The organism is Mycoplana sp. ABR4_002 (assembly GCF_056159645.1).
Map to the genome: position 1 here is coordinate 163,348 of NZ_JBSWVO010000001.1, position 18,011 is coordinate 181,358.

The 18,011-nt window shown below is 66.9% G+C and carries 17 protein-coding genes and 1 other RNA gene; 12 read left to right on the forward strand and 6 right to left on the reverse strand.

From position 1 onward, the window contains the following. Positions 1–231: 231 nt before the first annotated feature. Positions 232–957: a c-type cytochrome gene (locus ACXAGF_RS00765; RefSeq protein WP_475013721.1), complete on the reverse strand. Its 726-nt coding sequence runs from the start codon at positions 955–957 to the stop codon at positions 232–234. A 155-nt stretch (positions 958–1,112) separates the two neighbouring features. On the opposite strand from ACXAGF_RS00765, the gene ACXAGF_RS00770 reads away from it, so the two are divergent. Continuing rightward, the gene (locus ACXAGF_RS00770; protein ID WP_475013724.1) at positions 1,113–1,868 is read left to right on the forward strand and encodes a 3-deoxy-manno-octulosonate cytidylyltransferase; all 756 of its coding nucleotides are present in this window, start codon (positions 1,113–1,115) and stop codon (positions 1,866–1,868) included. A gap of 10 nt (positions 1,869–1,878) precedes the next feature. After that, positions 1,879–2,733 (forward strand): prephenate dehydratase, encoded by an 855-nt coding sequence (locus tag ACXAGF_RS00775; RefSeq protein WP_475013726.1) that lies wholly within the window; start codon positions 1,879–1,881, stop codon positions 2,731–2,733. Positions 2,734–2,829: 96 nt separating this feature from the next. Here the strand turns inward: ACXAGF_RS00775 and ACXAGF_RS00780 are convergent, their stop codons facing one another. From ACXAGF_RS00780 to ACXAGF_RS00795, 4 genes are all read right to left on the reverse strand, one after another. After that, positions 2,830–3,084 carry a hypothetical protein gene (locus ACXAGF_RS00780; protein ID WP_475013727.1) on the reverse strand — a complete coding sequence of 85 codons (255 nt, stop codon included), beginning with the start codon at positions 3,082–3,084 and terminating at the stop codon, positions 2,830–2,832. 68 nt (positions 3,085–3,152) lie between these two features. Then, positions 3,153–3,842 carry a helix-turn-helix transcriptional regulator gene (locus ACXAGF_RS00785; RefSeq protein ID WP_475013728.1) on the reverse strand — a complete coding sequence of 230 codons (690 nt, stop codon included), beginning with the start codon at positions 3,840–3,842 and terminating at the stop codon, positions 3,153–3,155. Positions 3,843–3,854: 12 nt separating this feature from the next. Then, positions 3,855–4,832 carry an NAD(+) diphosphatase gene (gene nudC / locus ACXAGF_RS00790; protein ID WP_475013729.1) on the reverse strand — a complete coding sequence of 326 codons (978 nt, stop codon included), beginning with the start codon at positions 4,830–4,832 and terminating at the stop codon, positions 3,855–3,857. Beyond that, positions 4,829–5,239: an HIT domain-containing protein gene (locus tag ACXAGF_RS00795; RefSeq protein WP_475013730.1), complete on the reverse strand. Its 411-nt coding sequence runs from the start codon at positions 5,237–5,239 to the stop codon at positions 4,829–4,831. The genes nudC and ACXAGF_RS00795 overlap by 4 nt, the downstream gene beginning before the upstream one ends. A 117-nt stretch (positions 5,240–5,356) precedes the next feature. Here ACXAGF_RS00795 and ffs point away from each other — a divergent pair. The 5 genes from ffs to ACXAGF_RS00820 all read left to right on the forward strand — a co-directional run bounded on the left by ffs (position 5,357) and on the right by ACXAGF_RS00820 (position 9,804). Further along, positions 5,357–5,454, forward strand: an RNA gene (gene ffs, locus ACXAGF_RS00800) — signal recognition particle sRNA small type. Between the two features lie 45 nt (positions 5,455–5,499). After that, the gene (locus ACXAGF_RS00805) at positions 5,500–7,380 is read left to right on the forward strand and encodes a DNA polymerase III subunit gamma/tau (protein ID WP_475013732.1); all 1,881 of its coding nucleotides are present in this window, start codon (positions 5,500–5,502) and stop codon (positions 7,378–7,380) included. 29 nt (positions 7,381–7,409) lie between these two features. Continuing rightward, a complete protein-coding gene (locus ACXAGF_RS00810; protein WP_475013734.1) occupies positions 7,410–7,733 on the forward strand; it encodes a YbaB/EbfC family nucleoid-associated protein in 324 nt (107 codons plus the stop codon). Between the two features lie 191 nt (positions 7,734–7,924). Then, positions 7,925–8,530: a recombination mediator RecR gene (gene recR, locus ACXAGF_RS00815; RefSeq protein ID WP_475013735.1), complete on the forward strand. Its 606-nt coding sequence runs from the start codon at positions 7,925–7,927 to the stop codon at positions 8,528–8,530. Between the two features lie 14 nt (positions 8,531–8,544). Next, complete coding sequence (locus ACXAGF_RS00820; protein ID WP_475013737.1) at positions 8,545–9,804, forward strand: lytic murein transglycosylase; 1,260 nt, start codon at positions 8,545–8,547, stop codon at positions 9,802–9,804. A gap of 14 nt (positions 9,805–9,818) precedes the next feature. Here the strand turns inward: ACXAGF_RS00820 and ACXAGF_RS00825 are convergent, their stop codons facing one another. Beyond that, a complete protein-coding gene (locus ACXAGF_RS00825) occupies positions 9,819–11,450 on the reverse strand; it encodes an MFS transporter (protein ID WP_475013739.1) in 1,632 nt (543 codons plus the stop codon). A 325-nt stretch (positions 11,451–11,775) separates the two neighbouring features. Between ACXAGF_RS00825 and rimP the strand changes: the two genes are divergently transcribed. The 5 genes from rimP (at position 11,776) to rbfA (ending at position 18,004) form a co-directional block, all read left to right on the forward strand. Then, positions 11,776–12,363, forward strand: a complete 588-nt coding sequence (gene rimP / locus ACXAGF_RS00830; RefSeq protein WP_475013741.1) for a ribosome maturation factor RimP — start codon at positions 11,776–11,778, stop codon at positions 12,361–12,363. Between the two features lie 127 nt (positions 12,364–12,490). Further along, a complete protein-coding gene (nusA, locus tag ACXAGF_RS00835; RefSeq protein ID WP_475013743.1) occupies positions 12,491–14,098 on the forward strand; it encodes a transcription termination factor NusA in 1,608 nt (535 codons plus the stop codon). Positions 14,099–14,131: 33 nt separating this feature from the next. Next, positions 14,132–14,800 (forward strand): RNA-binding protein, encoded by a 669-nt coding sequence (locus ACXAGF_RS00840; RefSeq protein ID WP_475013745.1) that lies wholly within the window; start codon positions 14,132–14,134, stop codon positions 14,798–14,800. A 102-nt stretch (positions 14,801–14,902) separates the two neighbouring features. Further along, positions 14,903–17,530: a translation initiation factor IF-2 gene (gene infB, locus ACXAGF_RS00845; RefSeq protein ID WP_475013746.1), complete on the forward strand. Its 2,628-nt coding sequence runs from the start codon at positions 14,903–14,905 to the stop codon at positions 17,528–17,530. A 72-nt stretch (positions 17,531–17,602) separates the two neighbouring features. Then, positions 17,603–18,004 (forward strand): 30S ribosome-binding factor RbfA, encoded by a 402-nt coding sequence (gene rbfA / locus ACXAGF_RS00850; RefSeq protein WP_475013748.1) that lies wholly within the window; start codon positions 17,603–17,605, stop codon positions 18,002–18,004. The last annotated feature ends 7 nt before the right edge of the window (positions 18,005–18,011 follow it).

An 18,011-nucleotide genomic window follows, 5' to 3' on the forward strand; every position in this document is an offset into this window, starting at 1 on the left:
AAACTAGGAACCGCGCAGAGGCACTCGCGCACCAGCGACGGGACAAGGTCTCCTCCGTTGCCGCTGACCACGGATGTACTGGCAGCGCACGGAAACTTCCCGGCAAGACCGGGGATGAAGAAGCGGGGTTCGCATGGCCCCGCTTTTTTCATGCCCGGCCCTCGGCCACCGGACAAACGAAAAACCCGGCCGCAGGGCCGGGCTTTCTTTTGCGTCGTGGGTGCGCAGTCCTTATTGCGCCGCAGGCGTCTCGGGCTCGACCGCGGGGGCCGTGCCTTCCGTGGCAGGCGCCGCCTCGGTCTCGGCCGCCGGAGACGGATCTTCCATTGCCGGTGCTGCTTCGGCCTCGGTGGCCGGGGCCTCGCCTTCCGGCGCGGCCGGGCTGGCTGCCGCGCCCTCGGTGGAGGCCGTCGGCAGCGGCGCCGGATCGTCCGAAAGGGTGCGCAGATAAGCCAGAAGGTTGGCGCGCTCGTCGTCCTTCTTCAGGCCGGCAAAGCCCATGGCCGTGCCCGGCACGAACTTCTTTGGTGCTGCGAGGAAGTGGTTGAGGTTCTCGAAGTCCCAGACCTTGCCGCCTTCGGCGAAGGTCTTAATGCCGGCCGAGTAGCTGAAGCCCTCATGCGAGGCGATGGGGTGGTTCACGACGCCCCAGAGCGCCGGGCCGACCTTGTTCGGTCCGCCCTTCTCGTTGGTGTGACAGGCCGCGCACTTCTTGAAGACCGCCTCGCCGGCAGTGGCGTCGGCGTTGGCGAGCAGTTCGGCGACCGGCACGGCCGCCGGTTCCGCGCCGCCACCCTCGCCAGCGCCCTCGGCGCCGCCTTCTGCAGCGACGATGGCAAAACCGGGCGTTTCCGGGGCTTCCGAGTGGAAGATGCCTTCCGATGCGATCGACACCGACATCAGGACGAAGACGGTTCCGAGAAGGGCGCCCACGCCCATGTTCACATAAGAGTTCATCCGCAGCTCCCCTGGGAGCCGGCACATGCACATCGCAGCCGGCCAGTCTTGAAATCGCGCGGAACCTATGTCTTTTGCTGCTTCGTTGCAACAGTGATTGTGCGCCGTGCGCTGAGACGTTTTGACACCTATCGCGCACCCTTGAAGGGTAGAGCATGAAACCTCCGAAATCTGAAGAAACGCTCGTGCTGATCCCGGCCCGGATGGCCTCGACCCGGCTGCCCGGCAAGCCGCTGGCCGACATCGGCGGCGTGCCGATGATCGTCCAGGTTGCCAGGCGGGCCGCCGAGTCCAGGGCTGGCCGGGTGGTCGTTGCGGTCGACCACCGGGACACGTTCGACGCGGTCGCCGCAGCAGGCTTCGAGGTCGTGATGACGAGGGTCGAGCATCAGTCCGGCTCGGACCGCATTTACGAGGCGCTCCTCAAGTGTGATCCCGATCGGCGCGCGCAGGTAGTGATCAATGTCCAGGGCGACCTGCCGACGATCGATCCGGCGACGATCCTTTCGGCGCTGAACCCGCTCTCGGACCCAGCCACCGACATTGCCACGCTGACGACCGAGATCACCGATCCGGAGGAGAAGGTGAACCCAAACGTGGTGAAGGTGGTGGGCACGCCGATCGGGCGGAATCGCCTGCGTGCGCTCTATTTTACCCGCGCGACCGCGCCCTACGGCGATGGGCCGCTGTACCACCACATCGGGCTCTATGCCTACCGGCGCAAGGCCCTGGAGGCGTTCGTCTCGCTTTCGCCCTCGACCCTTGAAAAGCGCGAATCGCTGGAACAATTGCGGGCGCTGGAGGCCGGGCTCCGGATCGATGCGGAGATCGTTGACACCGTTCCGCTCGGTGTCGATACTCCGGCCGACCTTGAAAAGGCGCGCCGGCTGCTGCCGGCCCCGGCCCGGTGATGGACCTCCAATGACGCAGAAGAACAACAGGATTGCCTTCCAGGGCGAGTTCGGGGCGAACTCCGACATGGCCTGCCGCGACATGTTCCCGAGCATGGAGCCGCTGCCGTGTCAGACCTTCGAGGACGCGTTTCTCGCCGTGGAGAACGGCGACGCCGACCTCGCCATGATCCCGATCGAGAACACGATCGCCGGACGCGTGGCCGACATCCATCACCTGCTGCCGGAATCGCGCCTGCACATCGTCGGCGAGTACTTCATGCCGATCCGCTTCCAGTTGATGGTCCTGCCCGGCGTCGCAAAGGACGAGATCCGCACCGTTCACAGCCACATCCACGCGCTCGGCCAGTGCCGCAAGATCGTGCGACTGAACGGCTGGAAGCCGGTGATCGCCGGCGACACGGCCGGTGCGGCCAAGCTCGTGGCCGAGAGCGGCGACCGAAGCATGGCGGCGCTCGCGCCGCGCCTTGCTTCGGAACTCTATGGGCTCGAGATTGTCGCGGAGAACGTCGAGGACATCGAGACGAATGTGACGCGCTTCGTCGTGCTCGCACGTGACATGAAGGAACTGGCGCGTACGAAGCCCGACGAGATCATTGTCACCACCTTTGTCTTCAACGTCCGCAATATCCCCGCCGCGCTCTACAAGGCGCTGGGTGGCTTCGCCACCAACGGCATCAACATGACGAAGCTGGAGAGCTACCAGATCGGCGGCAAGTTCTACGCCACCCAGTTCTACGCCGATATCGAGGGGCATCCCGACGATGCCAATGTCCGTCGCGCGCTCGACGAGCTTCGCTTCTTCTCCGAAAAGGTGCGCATCCTCGGGACCTATCCCGCCCATCCGATGCGCCACCAGCTCTGAAGCTCCCCGCCGCCGTTTCCTGACGGCGGGAAGCGCTGCTCCGGGCCGACCCGCGGGGCGGCCCGGCATCTGGTCGAATGGTGCGGGCACCTCCGCTCAGGTCCAGGGCGCGGCCGGCCATTGCGCTTGCCGGCCGGTCTCGCAGCCGGACGGCAGCCTCCAGTCGATGATGCCGATGTCGCGCTGCAGGTATGCGGGCATCGTCTCCAGGTCGAGCCGCGGGCAGCGCGGGGCGCGGGTGCGGTACAGGCGGTCGACGAGCCGCGAGAACAGCGAGCGTCGCAAATCCCGTCCGAACGGGCCGGCAAACCGGATCGGGGCGACATTCTGGGAGAGGTTGAGGATCGCCATCGTCATGTCCTTTAGCTTTGAGGCACAAGGATCATAGCGCCGCCTGCTGACAGTTTATGGCAGTAGCTTCACCCGCGTCCGCCATCTTGGCCGCTGTCGCGCCATTCCTGGAGCAGGACCGCGCGCCGGCGCGGGTAGCGCCCCTCCTCGGGGATCATCTCGATGATGCGGTCGGTGCGGAAATGACGGTAATCCTGCCGCAACTCGCACCAGGCGACCATGACGCGCACCTGCTCGAAGTAGCTGAGCGCGAACGGCCAGATGCGGCGGACGGACACCGAACCGCTCTCGTCGGCATAGGTCAGCATCAGCATCCGCTCGGTGCGGATCGCCTTGCGGATGGCGCTGAGGTCGGCCTTCGTTTCGACCGGCAGCCGCGAACTGACGAGCAGGGTCGAGCTCTCCACCGCGGCGCGCATTTCCGGCGGCAGGACGTCGGCGATCTTGGCGAGTGCGTCCGCTCCTGCCGCGGCAAGGCGCGGATCGGCGGCGCGCGCGACCCAGCGCGAGCCCAGCACGAGCGCCTCGATCTCGTCCTGCGAGAACATCATCGGCGGCAGCATGAAGCCGGGCTTCAGCACATAGCCGACGCCGGGCTCGCCATCGATCAGCGCGCCTTGCGCCTGCAGGCTGGCGATGTCGCGATAGAGCGTGCGGATGCTGACGCCGGTCTCCGCCGCAAGCATCGCGCCGCTGACCGGACGGCGGTATCGGCGCAGGGTCTGCAACAGGGTCAGCAGGCGTTCGGAGCGCGCCATCGCTTGTTCAGCCTATTCGTCGGTCCAGTCCAGCCAGTCGCGCATCAGGCGGTGGGCGATTGCGCCCTTCGGCGGGAACGAGGTCGCCCCGGTCGCCGGATCGGTCAGTGCCGCGCGGGACAGGATCTCCGCCGTTTCGGCCCGGGTGAACCAACGGCAATCCTCGAGTTCCTGCTCGTCGCGATGGATGTCGAAGGTCTTGGCCTCGGCAAAGCAGCCGATCATCAGCGAATGCGGCAGGGGCCACGGCTGCGAGGCGTGGTAGCGCACCCGTCCGAGCCGGATGCCGGACTCCTCGAACGTCTCCCGGCGCACCGCGTGCTCGATCGTCTCGCCCGGTTCGACGAACCCGGCGAGGCATGAGTACATGCCTTCCGGAAAATGGTGGGACCGGCCGAGCAGGCAGAGATCCCGCTCGACGTCGACCACCAGCATGATCGCGACGGGATCGGTACGGGGAAAGATCTGGTGGCCGCAGTCCGTGCAGACGCGGCGATAGCCGCCAATCTCCATGCGGGTGGCGGCGCCGCAGCGCCCGCAGAAGCGGTTGTTCGCGTTCCAGGTGAGAAGGCTCGAGGCCTGCGCGAATTGGCCGAGCAGATCGTCGCCCAGCATCTGCTGGCGATAGAGCGTCCGGCCGTCCGCCGCCCTCAGCGGCTCGTGCAACGCATCGGGATCGGCCCGGACCGGCACCGCCAGCCGCGGTTCGCCGTTCTTCAGGTAGCCGAGCAGGATCGTCTCCTCGGGGATCGGGTTGAGGCCGGCGAGTTCATAGGGGGAAAACAGCGGGTCGATGATCTTCTCGTCGTGCTTGACCACCAGCCGGTTGCCGGCGAAGGCGAAGACGTGCACGCCGTCGGCAGCGTAGGCGCGAGCGACGCAGTCGTCCGCGCGGTGTTCCGAGCGCCGGTCGAGGCTGTTCTCAGCAAAGGCGACCATCGTGCTGGGTTCGGCGTGCGGCAGATGCAGGTCGAAGATCGATAACGTCATGAGCTAAGGTTTTCCAGGAGCTTGGTCGTGAAGCTCGCCTTGTGGTTCTCGTCCCATGCCTCCGCCGTCCCGAAGCCCCACACCGGCCCGGGCCAGTTCGGGTCGCCCTCGCTGCGGGCGATGACGTGCACGTGCAGTTGCCGCACGATGTTGCCGAGCGCGCCGACATTGATCTTGGCCGCGCCGGTCGCCCGCTTCAGCGCGTCCGAAACGAGGTTGATCTCGAAGGTCAGCATGGTCTGGTCGAGCGGGGTGAGCTCGAAGATCTCGCAGACATCCGTCCGTTGCGGCACGAGCACCAGCCAGGGCCAGCGCGCATCCTTCATCAGGCGAAGTTCGCAAAGTCCGATCCTGGTCAGAAGCTCGCTGTCGCGTGCCAGCCGCTCGTCGGCCTCGAATGCGTTCAAGTTCCCGCTCCCGTCATTTCGCCCCGCTGGAGTCATGCCACGGCTTCGCGTTCCGCTCCAAGAGTTTTTTGGCGATCCTGCTTGCATTCTGGCGCATTATTGCCGATATGGAGGCCGGGAGGTTGGTGGTGGACGAGCCACTCGCCAACCGGGTCAGGTCCGGAAGGAAGCAGCCCTAACGAGCCCCGGCACGGGTCATCGTGCCAGCCTCCCACCTAACGTCCTGTCGGGACGCGATTTCAGTCGATGCGGCAGGGGCGATGAGCGACGACATTCCACTTCCGTCAGGTGAAAAGCCCGCTGCCTACCGCGTCCTGGCGCGAAAGTACCGTCCCAAGGACTTCACGGACCTGATGGTCGGCCAGGAGCCGATGGTCCGCACCCTGACCAACGCCTTCGAGACCGGCCGCATCGCCCAGGCCTACATGCTGACGGGCGTCCGCGGCGTCGGCAAGACGACGACCGCGCGCATCCTGGCGCGGGCGCTCAACTATCGGACGCCGGAGGTCGACAGGCCGACGATCGACCTCAGGGTGCCCGGCGAGCACTGCCAGGCCATCATGGAGGGCCGGCACGTCGACGTCATCGAGATGGACGCGGCCTCCCATACCGGCATCGACGACATCCGCGAGATCATCGAGCAGGTGCGCTACCGACCGGTGTCGGCGCGCTACAAGGTCTACATCATCGACGAGGTGCACATGCTCTCGACGCAGGCCTTCAACGGCCTGCTGAAGACGCTCGAGGAGCCGCCCGAGCACGTGAAGTTCATCTTCGCCACGACGGAGATCCGCAAGGTCCCGATCACCGTGCTGTCGCGCTGCCAGCGCTTCGACCTGCGCCGGATCGCCGCGACCGACCTCGTCGGACTGTTCACCACTATCCTGCAGAAGGAAGGCATTCAGGCCGAGCCCGACGCGTTGGCCATGATCGCCCGCGCCGCCGAAGGCTCGGCCCGTGACGGGCTGTCGCTGCTCGACCAGGCGATCGCCCATGGCGGTGGCGTCGTGGAGGCGGTCGCCGTGCGCGCCATGCTCGGCCTCGCCGACCGCGCCCGCATCGTCGACCTGTTCACCCATATTGTCCGCGGCGACGTGGCCGCCGCCCTGGCCGAGTTCGCGTCCCAGTACGAGGCCGGAGCCAGCCCGCCGGTCGTGCTGACCGATCTCGCCGACTTCACCCATCTCGTGACCCGCATGAAATACGTGCCGGACGCGGCCGGCGACCAGTCGCTCAGCGAGATCGAGCGCGTGCGTGGCGCCGAGCTGGCGCAGAGCGTTGCCGTGTCCGCGCTGTCGCGCATCTGGCAGATGCTGTTGAAGGGCATTCCCGAGGCCGAGGCGTCGAGCCGGCCGGCCGGCGCGGCGGAGATGGTGCTGATCCGGCTGGCGCATGCCGCCCATCTGCCGGCGCCGGAAGACGCGGCCCGGCGTCTGGCGGAACTGGCCAACGGCGCGCCCGACAGCGGAAACGGCCAGCGCGCACCGGCCGGCAGGACCCCTGCCGGCGGTCCGCAGGCGACCACAGGTTCCCCGGTCTCGGCGGTTGCGCCGCAGCGCGACCAGCCGACGATGCGCGCCGGCGGCGCGGCCACCATGTTGCGCGCCGTTCCGGCCGGCGATGCCGATCGGCAGGTGTCGCCGGCGATCGAACAGCGGACGGAGGTGGCCGATCCTGCGCCGACCCCGAAGGTTCCGGTCCGGTCGCTCGAAGACATTGCCGAGCTTTGCACCAGGAATCGCGACATTCGCCTGCGGGCGCTGGTGCGCACCTTCGTGCGCCCTGGAAAGTTCGAGCCGGGCCGTGCGGAGATCGGCCTTTCCGACGACGCGCCGAAGGCGCTGGTCGGGGACCTGCAGCGGCGGCTGGAGGAATGGACCGGCATCCGATGGATGGTGATCGTCTCGCGCGAGGCCGCGGGGCTGACGCTGGCCGAGGCCGAGGCCAAGGCGCAGGAAGAGCGCGTCGCCGATGCGCGCCAGGATCCCGACGTAGCGGCAATCCTGCAGCGCTTCCCCGGCGCCAGGATCACGGACGTGCGAATCAAGGCGCCGGAGATGGACGAGGAAACGATCGAAGTCGCTTCGGCGGCGGAATCGGCCGAAGGCGACATTCTGCCCGGCGACGACATCGAGTTTTGACAGTCAGACAAGAACGGAAGGAGCGGCCGATGCGCGACATCATGGGCATGATGGGCAAGGTCAAGGAAATGCAGGCCAAGATGGAGAAGATGCAGGAGGAAATCGCCGCGCTCTCCGTCGACGGTACCTCCGGAGGCGGGCTCGTCACCGTCACGCTCGACGGCAAGGGCAACATGAAGGGGCTGAAGATCGACCCGTCCATGTTCAAGGAGGACGACGTCGAGATCCTGGAGGACCTGATCGTTGCGGCCCACAAGGACGCCAAGGACAAGGCAGAGGCGGTGGCCGCCGAGAAGACGAAGGCGCTGACGGCCGGGTTGCCGATCCCGCCAGGCTTCAAGATGCCGTTCTGACGCTGCGTTCAGCCCGACCCATTCCGTCTGGCGCTGGGAGCGTTGCCACGCTGGCCCCTTTGCGCCGCCGAACGGCGCGCGCCGCGACCTGATTGACGTCGATGGGGTGTCGAGGCGGCCGGGGGCCAAAACGCGTCGGCGCTCCAAATTCGCGGTTTCCGTTCGAAAGGGATATGCGGTAGAAACCGCGCATGGCAAAACGAGTCACCGGCCCGGAAATCGAAAAACTCATCCAGCTTCTGGCCAAGGTGCCCGGGCTCGGGCCGAGGTCTGCGCGGCGCGCCGCGCTCCATCTGGTGAAGAAGAAGGACCAACTGCTCGGTCCGCTCGCCGAGGCGATGGGCGAGGCCCATCGCAAAGTGCGCATCTGCTCCAGTTGCGGCAATGTCGACACGGTTGACCCATGCACTGTCTGCACCGACGAACGCCGCGACCAGTCGGTGATCATCGTCGTCGAGGACGTTTCAGACCTCTGGGCGCTCGAGCGCGCCGGCGCCATGAACGCGGCCTATCACGTGCTCGGCGGCACGCTGTCGCCGCTGGACGGGGTGGGGCCCGAAGACCTCAATATCCGCGGCCTGGTCAACCGCGTCTCGCAAGGCGGTGTGCGCGAACTCATCATAGCCGTCAACGCCACCGTCGAGGGCCAGACCACTGCCCACTATATCACCGATCAGTTGCAGGGGTTGGAGGTGAAGATCACCCGACTCGCGCATGGCGTGCCGGTCGGTGGCGAACTCGACTATCTCGACGAGGGCACGCTGACGGCGGCGCTGCGGGCACGCACGACGATCTGACCGAAGGAGCGGCGATGCAGACGAACCTCTTACCCTGGACCGCCCGCATGGCGCTGGCCTTCGTCCTTGCCGTGCTGCCGGCCCTGCCGGCGGGGGCGCAGGGAAAGGCGGATGTCGCGCGCCAGTTTCAGGCCTGGCTGGAGGCGGACCTCTGGCCGGAGGCGGCCAAGGCCGGCGTGTCCAGATCCGCTTTCACGGCCGCGCTCAAGGGTGTGCAACTGAACTGGGATCTGCCCGACCTTGTCCCGCCCGGCGCCGCGCCGAAGAAGGAGAAGAAGCAGAGCCAGGCGGAATTCTCCTCGCCCGGCGCCTATTTCTCCGAAAAGCGGTTGCAGGGGCTGGCGGCGAGTGGGCGTACGCTGGCCAAGACCCACGCGGCCACCCTGCAGAAGGTCGAGCGGGCCTATGGCGTGCCCGGGGAGATCATCTTGGCCGTCTGGGGGCGGGAATCCGGTTTCGGACGGGCCGCGATCCCGCATTCCGCGGTCGAGGTGCTGGCGACCAAGGCCTTCATGTCGACGCGCAAGGACATGTTCCGCCGCGAGCTGATCGCGGCCCTGCACATCATCGACGGCGGCGACCGCACGCCGGCGCAGCTGAAGGGGTCGTGGGCGGGGGCAATGGGCCAGCCCCAGTTCATGCCGACCAGCTACCTCCAGTTTGCCGTCGACTTCGACGGCGACGGCGTGCGCGACATCTGGGACTCGGTTCCGGACAGCCTTGCCTCGATCGCCAACTACCTGAGCCGGAAGGGGTGGGAGCCCAGTCGCGACTGGGGCTATGAAGTCGTGATCCCGGCCGGAGTCTCCTGTGCGCAGGAGGGCCCGGACCGCGCCAGGCCGATCGGCGAGTGGGCGTCGGCCGGCATCAGCCGGGTCTCGGGGAAACCCTTTCCGCAGGCGGAGGAGCGCGCCCCCGGCATGATGCTCGTACCTGCCGGCACGCACGGTCCGGAGTTCATTGTTACGCCGAACTTCTACGTGCTGAAGGAATACAACAATTCCGATCTCTACGCGCTCTACATCGGCAACCTCGCCGACCGCATAGCCTATGGCAGCGGCGCGTTCCGCGCCCCCTGGGGCGACGTCGGCAAGATGCTGCGCTCCGACGTTCTTTCGATGCAGGAAGCGCTCGTGGTCAAGGGCTACGACGTCGGCAAGGTCGACGGGCTGCCCGGCTACAAGACCCGCCGTTCGCTGGGCGACTGGCAGTCCAAGGCGGGTCTGGCTCCGACCTGCTTCCCCGACGCGTCGCTGAAAGCGCGACTGCGCTAGTCCCTCCTGCGACGCTAGTGGTGCAGGTCGACGTCCCGCCTGTAACGCTCGTATTCGGTCGGCAGAATGGTCTGCCGCTCGATCATGCGGTGCACGCGCGGCGGCTGGTGGCCGCGGTGCAGGGCGCGCAGGAGGTCGCCGTTCTCCGCATCCGCCTGGGTGCGCCGCTGGTTGTGGCGGACATACTCGATCCAGGTCGGCACGTGGTAGGTCTCGGTCCAGATCGTGGGGTTCTCGAGGTCGCGCATCAGCGTCCATTGGCCGGCCCCGTCACGAATGCGGATCCGCCGGCGCTCGGTCATCGCCGTCAGGAAGGCCTGGATGTCTTCGTCGGCGATCTCGTAGTCGATAAGGACGACGATCGGGCCGCTGCGCGGCTTGAGGTCGAGCGGCAGTTGCGGCTCGCTGAAGCGGTTGAGGGGATCGAGGTTGAGCGATTCGAACTGCGGCAGGGGATAGCGCAGCCCGAGCGCCATGCCGGCAAGCATGGCGACGGCGGCCCAGAGCAGGGCATTTGCGGCCCCTTGCGCGTCCGCGACCGCACCCCAGATCCAGCTGCCCGCCGCGATGCCGCCGAATGTGGTGGTCTGGTACAGCGACAACGCCCGCGCCACCACCCAGCGCGGCGTCGAGAGCTGCACGGTGGTGTTGAACAGCGCCAGCGCCATTACCCAGCACGCCCCGGCCAGCATCAGGGCGGGGCCGGTCAGCAGCGCATGGCCGCTGATCGCGGCGACGGTGGCGCTGATGGCGAAACCGGCGAAGGCGCCGCGCACGATCGTCTCGCTCGACATGGTCTCGCGCAGCCGCGCGCTGGCGAGAGCCCCGCCGATCGCGCCCGCGCCGAAACAGCCGAAGAGGACGCCGTAGGTGAGCGGGCCGCCTGCCACGAGGTCGCGCGCGACCAGCGGCAGCAAAGCGAGGATGGCGCTGCTGGACAGGCCGAATGCGAAGCCGCGCAGCAGCACCTTGCCGATATTGGGCGACATCGACACGTAGCGCAGGCCGGCGAAAATCGCCCGTCCGAAGGTCTCGCGCGGCAACGGGCTTTCCGGGCGTTGCGGCCGCCAGCGCAGCAGCGCCAACAGCAGCGCGATGTAGCTCAGGGCATTGGTTGCAAAGGCGGCCGCCGCGCCGGCCGCGGCGACGATGGCGCCGCCGACCGCGGGGCCGACGCTGCGGGTGAGGTTGAAGCCCATCGAGTTGAGCGCGACCGCCGCCGGTAGGTCCTCGCGGGGCACCATGTCGCCGACCGAGGCCTGCCAGGCGGGATTGTTCAACGCCGTGCCGCAGCCGATCAGGAAGGTGAAGGCGAGCAGCAGCCAGGGCGTGACCAGTCCGGACCAGGTGCACAACGTCAGGGTCACCGAAACGGCGAGCATGAAGGTTTGCGCGACCAGCATGATCCGCCGGCGGTCGAAGCTGTCGGCCAGCGCGCCCGAGACGAGCGAGAACAGCATGATCGGCAGGGCGGTCGAGGCCTGCACCAACGCCACCATATTGGCGGAGCTGGAGATCGAGGCCATCATCCAGGCCGCGCCGACCGATTGGATCAGTCCGCCGAAATTGGAGATCAGGCTGGCCGACCAGATAAGCCGGAAGGTTCCGTGCCTGAACGGCGCGAGGGGGGATTTGCGGTCGGGCACCGTCCGGTCTCACCTATGCTGATTTGCTCGCGCGACCAAGATAGCGAGGTGCAAAGAGTCGGCAAGAAAAACCGCAGCAATGGCCGGATCCCGTCGTGCGGCGTGCCGATCTTGCAATTGCGCCCGATCCTGTATATATCAGCCCCATATTCTTGATCGGACAGATGAAGAGTGGGCCCCCGGGGACCCGCTCTTTTTTATTGCCCCGGTCAAGCGCATGATGAACGTTGCTCCGGAGCGTCGCGCCGCCCTGATAGGCTGGCGTCCCGGGGCCTGAACACCGGATCGTCTCGTCGCGGGATTGTCACCGGTAGGGGTTGCGACAATGACGGAACAACAAAGCGAGCCGCGGTTGATCGTGGAGACGGGCCTCGACCGGCGGGTGGCCGAGATCATCGAGCCGACGCTGGAGCAACTCGGTTATCGGCTGGTACGCGTACGGCTCTCGGCCCAGAACGGTCTGACGTTGCAGATCATGTGCGAGCGCGGCGACGGCACGATGACCGTCGAGGATTGCGAGGCCGTGTCGGTGGCGGTCTCGCCGGTGCTCGACGTTGAGGATCCCATCGACAAGGCGTATCATCTCGAGGTGTCGTCTCCGGGCATCGACCGCCCGATGGTTCGCAAGTCCGACTTTTCCCGCTGGCTTGGTCATCTGGTCAAATGCGAGACGTCGATCATGGTCGGCAGCCGCAAGCGCTTCCGCGGCAAGATCGTCGCTGCCGATGCCGAAGGGTTCACCATCGAGCGCGACCAGCCGGCCTATGGCGAGGAGCCGACGGTGTCGATCCCGTTCACGGCGCTGGCCGAGGCGAAATTGATTCTGACCGACGACCTGATCCGCGACGCGCTGCGGGCCGACAAGCTTGCCAAGGCCGAGGTTGCCAATCAGAACGGCGACGAAGCCGAGTAGAATGTGAGTGCGCCGTGGCTTGCGGGTCTCTTGCCCGCGAGGTGTGGCGGAGAGGACGAAAATGGAGCGCCCGGCGCTCCCCTGAAGCCGGCGACGGAGCCCGGCACGACAACGGAGACTTGAGACAATGGCAGTCAGTGCTAACCGGCTCGAACTTCTGCAGATCGCGGATGCCGTGGCCCGCGAGAAGGTCATCGATCGCGAAATCGTTCTGGCCGCGATGGCCGACGCCATCCAGAAGGCCGCCCGCTCGCGCTACGGCTCGGAATCGAACATCCGCGCGGACATCAACGCCAAGACCGGCGAGATCCGGCTGCAGCGCCTGCTGGAGGTCGTAGAGCACGCCGAGGACTACTCCACCCAGATTCCGCTGGAGCTGGCCCGCGACCGCAATCCCGACGCCAAGATCGGCGACTTCATCGCCGACCCGCTGCCGCCGATGGACTTCGGGCGCATCGCCGCGCAGTCGGCCAAGCAGGTGATCGTGCAGAAGGTGCGCGAGGCGGAGCGGGACCGCCAGTACGAGGAGTACAAGGACCGCGTCGGCGAGATCGTCAATGGCACGGTCAAGCGCGTCGAATATGGCAACGTCATCGTCGACCTCGGTCGTGGCGAAGGCATCATCCGTCGCGACGAGATGATCCCGCGCGAGAACATGCGCTATGGCGACCGGGTCCGAGCCTTTGTCTACGACGTTCGCCGCGAGCAGCGCGGTCCGCAGATCTTCCTGTCGCGCACCCATCCGCAATTCATGGTGAAGCTCTTCACCATGGAGGTGCCGGAAATCTACGACGGTATCATCCAGATCAAGTCGGTCGCCCGTGACCCGGGTTCGCGCGCCAAGATTGCCGTCATCTCCAACGATTCGTCGATCGACCCGGTCGGCGCCTGCGTCGGCATGCGCGGTTCCCGCGTCCAGGCCGTGGTCGGCGAGCTGCAGGGCGAAAAGATCGACATCATTCCCTGGTCGCAGGATCCTGCCTCCTTCATCGTCAACGCGCTGCAGCCGGCCGAAGTGGCCAAGGTCGTGCTCGACGAGGACGCCGAACGCATCGAGGTGGTCGTGCCGGACGAGCAGCTGTCGCTGGCGATCGGCCGCCGCGGCCAGAACGTCCGTCTCGCCTCGCAGTTGACGGGGTGGGACATCGACATCCTGACCGAGCAGGAGGAGAGCGAACGCCGCCAGAAGGAATTCAATGAGCGGACCGCGCTGTTCATGGACGCGCTCGACGTCGACGAGATGGTTGGTCAGGTGCTGGCGTCCGAAGGCTTCGCCGCGGTCGAGGAACTGGCCTATGTCGACCTCGACGAGATCAGTTCGATCGACGGCTTCGACGAGGACACGGCGACGGAAATCCAGACCCGCGCGCGTGAGTATCTCGATCGACTGGAGGCCGAGGCCGACGCAAGGCGCCAGGAGCTCGGCGTCTCCGATGACCTGCGCGGCATCGACGGCATGACCTCGCCGATGATGGTCGCCCTCGGCGAGGACAGCATCAGGACGATCGAGGATTTCGCCGGCTGCGCCGCCGACGACCTCGTTGGCTGGACGGAGCGCAAGGACGGCGAGACCAAGAAGTTCGAGGGCCTGTTCTCGAAGTTCGAGGTCTCGCGTGCCGAGGCCGAGGCGATGATCGTACAAGCCAGGCTCGCCGCAGGCTGGATCACCGAAGAGGATCTCGCCGTCGAGGACGCCCCGGTGGAAGTCGTGGAAGGGGCGGAGCAGGACGCCTGACCGGCGTCCTCGCTCGAGGGAAGCAGCAGCCAGATGCCGTTGCCCGAAAACAGGAAGAAGGATGACGGCGACAACGGCCGCATGTGCATCGTGACCCGCGAGAGCGGCGATCCCGACGCGATGATCCGTTTTGTCGCCGGTCCCGGCGGTCGCATCGTACCCGACCTGAAGCGCCAGCTTCCGGGACGCGGCTGCTGGGTCAAGGCGGAGCGGGCGCTGGTCGACCGGGCCGTTGCGAAGAAGGCTTTCGCCCGGGCGCTGAAGGCAGAGGTCACGGCCCCGGCCGATCTCGGCCAGGAGGTCGACAGGCTGCTGCTGGCGCAGCTGTCGGGAATGATGAACCTGGCCCGCAAGGCCGGCCAGTTTGTCACTGGCGGCATGAACGTCGACAAGGCGGTGCGCGCCGGTGCGGCGATCGCCGTCTTCCACGCCGCCGACGCGGCGGCCGACGGCGTGCGCAAGATCGACCAGGCGCGGCGGGCACAAATGTTTGCCGCCGATGAGGAAACCGAGATTCCCTCGTTCCGCTTCGCAACCGAGGCGGAAATGGAGGGGCTTTTGGGCCAGAATGCTTTTATCCATGCTTGCGCGCTTGCAGGGCAGGCGGGTGAGGGTGTAGTGAAGCGCGCAATCATGCTCGAAAGATACCGGGGCAACGGCTCGGTTCGGGCGACAGGCGACGCTCACCAGCCAGAGCCATGACGCGGGTGACCGGCCGAAACCGGCGCCAGGCGCGTCAGGTACATTTTGAACGACGGGGTCGGATGATACGCATTCGATCCTGATCCAACGGAACGGAAACGAATGACCGACAACAAAGACGACAAGACGATCAGCGTAGCGGGCAAGAAGACGCTGACCCTGAAGCCCTCGGGCGTTCAGCAGGGTACGGTGCGTCAGGACATGGGCCGCGGCCGCACGAAAGCCGTCGTGGTCGAGACCCGCAAGCGGCGTCCGTCGCGTCCGGAGGACGAGCGTGCGCCGGTCCACACGCCGGCGCCCGCGCCGCGCGTTGCCGAGCAGCCGGTGCGTCAGCAGCCGGCGCAGCCGCCGCGTCAGGAAACGCAGCGCCCGCGCGTCGGCGTCGTGCTGAACCAGCTTTCGCCGGAAGAGATCGAGGCCCGCCGCAAGGCGCTGGCCGACGCCCAGGTGCGTGAAGTCGAGGATGCGCGCCGCCGTGCCGAGGAGGAGGCACGTCGCAAGGTCGAGGAAGAGGCCCGGCGCAAGGCCGAGGAAGAGGCCCGCGTTCAGCGCGAGAAGGAAGAGGCCGAGCGCCGCGCCGCCGCCGAGGCGCGCGGTGAGACGCAGGTCGAAGAGCCGGCCGTGGCTTCCGTAGCTGCGCCGGTCGCCGCGCCGCAGCCGCAGGCTGCCCGCCCGGCGGTCCCGGCGGCCGCTGCCGCCGCTGGTGCCCGTGCACGCCGGCCGGAGACCGAGGAGAGCGAGGCGCGCACCGCACGCGGCCCCAGCACTCCGGCGCGCGGCAAGCTCACCCGGCCCGAGCCGGCCAAGGTTCCGGCCCGTCCCAAGAGCGACGAGGGCCGTCGTCAGGGCAAGCTGACGCTCACCACGGCATCCGACGAGGACGGCGCGCCGCGCGGTCGCTCGCTGGCGGCCATGCGTCGCCGCCAGGAGAAGTTCAAGCGCTCGATGATGCAGGAGACGCGCGAGAAGATTTCGCGCGAGGTCGTCCTGCCCGAGACCATCACGATTCAGGAGCTGTCGCAGCGCATGTCCGAGCGCGCCGTCGACGTCATCAAGTTCCTGATGAAGGAAGGCCAGATGATGAAGCCGGGCGACCTGATCGACGCCGATCTGGCCGAATTGATCGCCGGCGAGTTCGGCCACACAGTCAAGCGCGTCTCCGAGTCCGACGTCGAGGAGGGCATCTTCAATGTCGCCGACGACGAGGCCGAGTTGCAGCCGCGTCCGCCGATCGTCACGATCATGGGTCACGTCGACCACGGCAAGACCTCGCTGCTCGATGCAATCCGCCACGCGAACGTGGTGGCCGGCGAAGCCGGCGGCATCACCCAGCATATCGGCGCCTATCAGGTCGAGCACGACGGCAACAAGATCACCTTCATCGATACGCCCGGCCACGCCGCCTTCACCGCGATGCGTGCCCGTGGCGCGCAGGCGACGGACATCGCGATCCTCGTGGTCGCTGCCGACGACAGTGTGATGCCGCAGACGATCGAGTCCATCAATCACGCCAAGGCGGCCAACGTCCCGCTGATCGTGGCGATCAACAAGATCGACAAGCCGGCGGCCGATGCGCAGAAGGTGCGCACGCAGCTGCTGCAGCACGAGGTGTTCGTCGAATCGATGGGCGGTGAGGTGCTCGACGTCGAGGTTTCGGCGAAGAACGGCACCAACCTCGACAAGCTGCTGGAGGCGATTCTGCTGCAGGCCGAGATCCTCGACCTCAAGGCCAATCCGGACCGGACGGCCGAGGGTGTCGTCGTCGAGGCCGAACTGGATCGCGGTCGCGGCGCCGTAGCCACGGTGCTGGTGCAGAAGGGGTCGCTGACCCCCGGCCAGATCATCGTCGCCGGCGACCAGTGGGGGCGCGTGCGCGCGCTCGTCAACGACAAGGGCGAGCACGTCAAGGCCGCCGGGCCGTCGGCGCCGGTGGAGGTGCTCGGCCTGTCCGGCACGCCGGCCGCCGGTGACAGGTTCGCCGTGGTCGACAGCGAAAGCCGCGCCCGCGAGATCTCCGAGTACCGCCAGCGTCTTGCCCGCGAAAAGCAGGTCGCGCGCCAGTCCGGTTCGCGCGGTTCGCTGGAGCAGATGATGAGCCAGCTACAGACCTCCGGCGTCAAGGAGTTCCCGCTCGTCATCAAGGGCGACGTCCAGGGTTCGATCGAGGCGATTGCCGGTGCGCTGGAGAAGCTCGGCACCGACGAGGTCCGCGCTCGCATCGTCCACTCCGGCGCGGGTGGCATCACCGAGTCGGACATCTCGCTCGCCGAGGCGTCGAACGCCGCGATCATCGGCTTCAACGTCCGTGCCAACAACCAGGCCCGTTCGGCCGCCGAGCGTGCCGGCATCGAAATCCGCTACTACAACATCATCTACGACCTGGTGGATGACGTGAAGGCTGCGATGTCGGGCCTGCTCTCCCCGGAGCGGCGCGAGACGTTCCTCGGCAACGCCGAGATCCTGGAGGTGTTCAACATCACCAAGGTCGGCAAGGTCGCGGGTTGCCGGGTCACCGAGGGCAAGGTCGAGCGCGGTTCCGGTGTCCGCCTGGTGCGCGACAACGTCGTTATCCACGAGGGCAAGCTCAAGACGCTGAAGCGCTTCAAGGACGAAGTCGGCGAAGTGAATTCCGGTCAGGAATGCGGCATGGCCTTCGAGAACTACGAGGACATCCGCGCCGGCGACACGATCGAGTGCTTCCGCGTCGAGCACGTGACGCGCACGCTGTAGCGGCTCGCTCATTCAGCTATCATGCGGGCGCCGGACGGTCTTCGGCGCTCGTTTTTTTTGAAGGTAACGACGATGACCAGAGCAACTTCTTCCGCCCCCTCGCAGCGCATGCTGCGTGTCGGCGAGCAGGTCCGGGCTGCCATCACGCAGGTGCTGCAGCGCGGGGAAGTGCGTGATCCGCTGCTCGAGCGGACCGTGATCTCCATTTCCGAAGTTCGGATGTCGCCGGATCTGAAGCACGCGACCGCTTACGTCACGCCGCTCGGCGTGCCGGACCACGATTCCGTCATCGAGGCGTTGAATCGCAACGCCAAATTCATCCGTGGCCGGCTGGGCCCGCAGTTGCGCCAGATGAAGTACATGCCGGACGTGCGTTTCCGCGACGACACGAGCTTCGACAACTACAAGAAGATCGATGAACTGCTCCGCTCGCCAGAGGTCGCGCGCGACCTCGACGACACCGACGACCAATAACAGAAGA

Coding starts and splice junctions, on each gene's coding strand:
- rimP (WP_475013741.1), top strand. CDS start 11,776: ATGACGGAACAACAAAGCGAGCCGCGGTTGATCGTGGAGACGGGCCTC.
- infB (WP_475013746.1), top strand. CDS start 14,903: ATGACCGACAACAAAGACGACAAGACGATCAGCGTAGCGGGCAAGAAG.
- ACXAGF_RS00810 (WP_475013734.1), top strand. CDS start 7,410: ATGCGCGACATCATGGGCATGATGGGCAAGGTCAAGGAAATGCAGGCC.
- rbfA (WP_475013748.1), top strand. CDS start 17,603: ATGACCAGAGCAACTTCTTCCGCCCCCTCGCAGCGCATGCTGCGTGTC.
- ACXAGF_RS00840 (WP_475013745.1), top strand. CDS start 14,132: ATGCCGTTGCCCGAAAACAGGAAGAAGGATGACGGCGACAACGGCCGC.
- ACXAGF_RS00780 (WP_475013727.1), bottom strand. CDS start 3,084: ATGGCGATCCTCAACCTCTCCCAGAATGTCGCCCCGATCCGGTTTGCC.
- ACXAGF_RS00805 (WP_475013732.1), top strand. CDS start 5,500: ATGAGCGACGACATTCCACTTCCGTCAGGTGAAAAGCCCGCTGCCTAC.
- ACXAGF_RS00765 (WP_475013721.1), bottom strand. CDS start 957: ATGAACTCTTATGTGAACATGGGCGTGGGCGCCCTTCTCGGAACCGTC.
- ACXAGF_RS00785 (WP_475013728.1), bottom strand. CDS start 3,842: ATGGCGCGCTCCGAACGCCTGCTGACCCTGTTGCAGACCCTGCGCCGA.
- nudC (WP_475013729.1), bottom strand. CDS start 4,832: ATGACGTTATCGATCTTCGACCTGCATCTGCCGCACGCCGAACCCAGC.
- recR (WP_475013735.1), top strand. CDS start 7,925: ATGGCAAAACGAGTCACCGGCCCGGAAATCGAAAAACTCATCCAGCTT.
- ACXAGF_RS00775 (WP_475013726.1), top strand. CDS start 1,879: ATGACGCAGAAGAACAACAGGATTGCCTTCCAGGGCGAGTTCGGGGCG.
- nusA (WP_475013743.1), top strand. CDS start 12,491: ATGGCAGTCAGTGCTAACCGGCTCGAACTTCTGCAGATCGCGGATGCC.
- ACXAGF_RS00770 (WP_475013724.1), top strand. CDS start 1,113: ATGAAACCTCCGAAATCTGAAGAAACGCTCGTGCTGATCCCGGCCCGG.
- ACXAGF_RS00820 (WP_475013737.1), top strand. CDS start 8,545: ATGCAGACGAACCTCTTACCCTGGACCGCCCGCATGGCGCTGGCCTTC.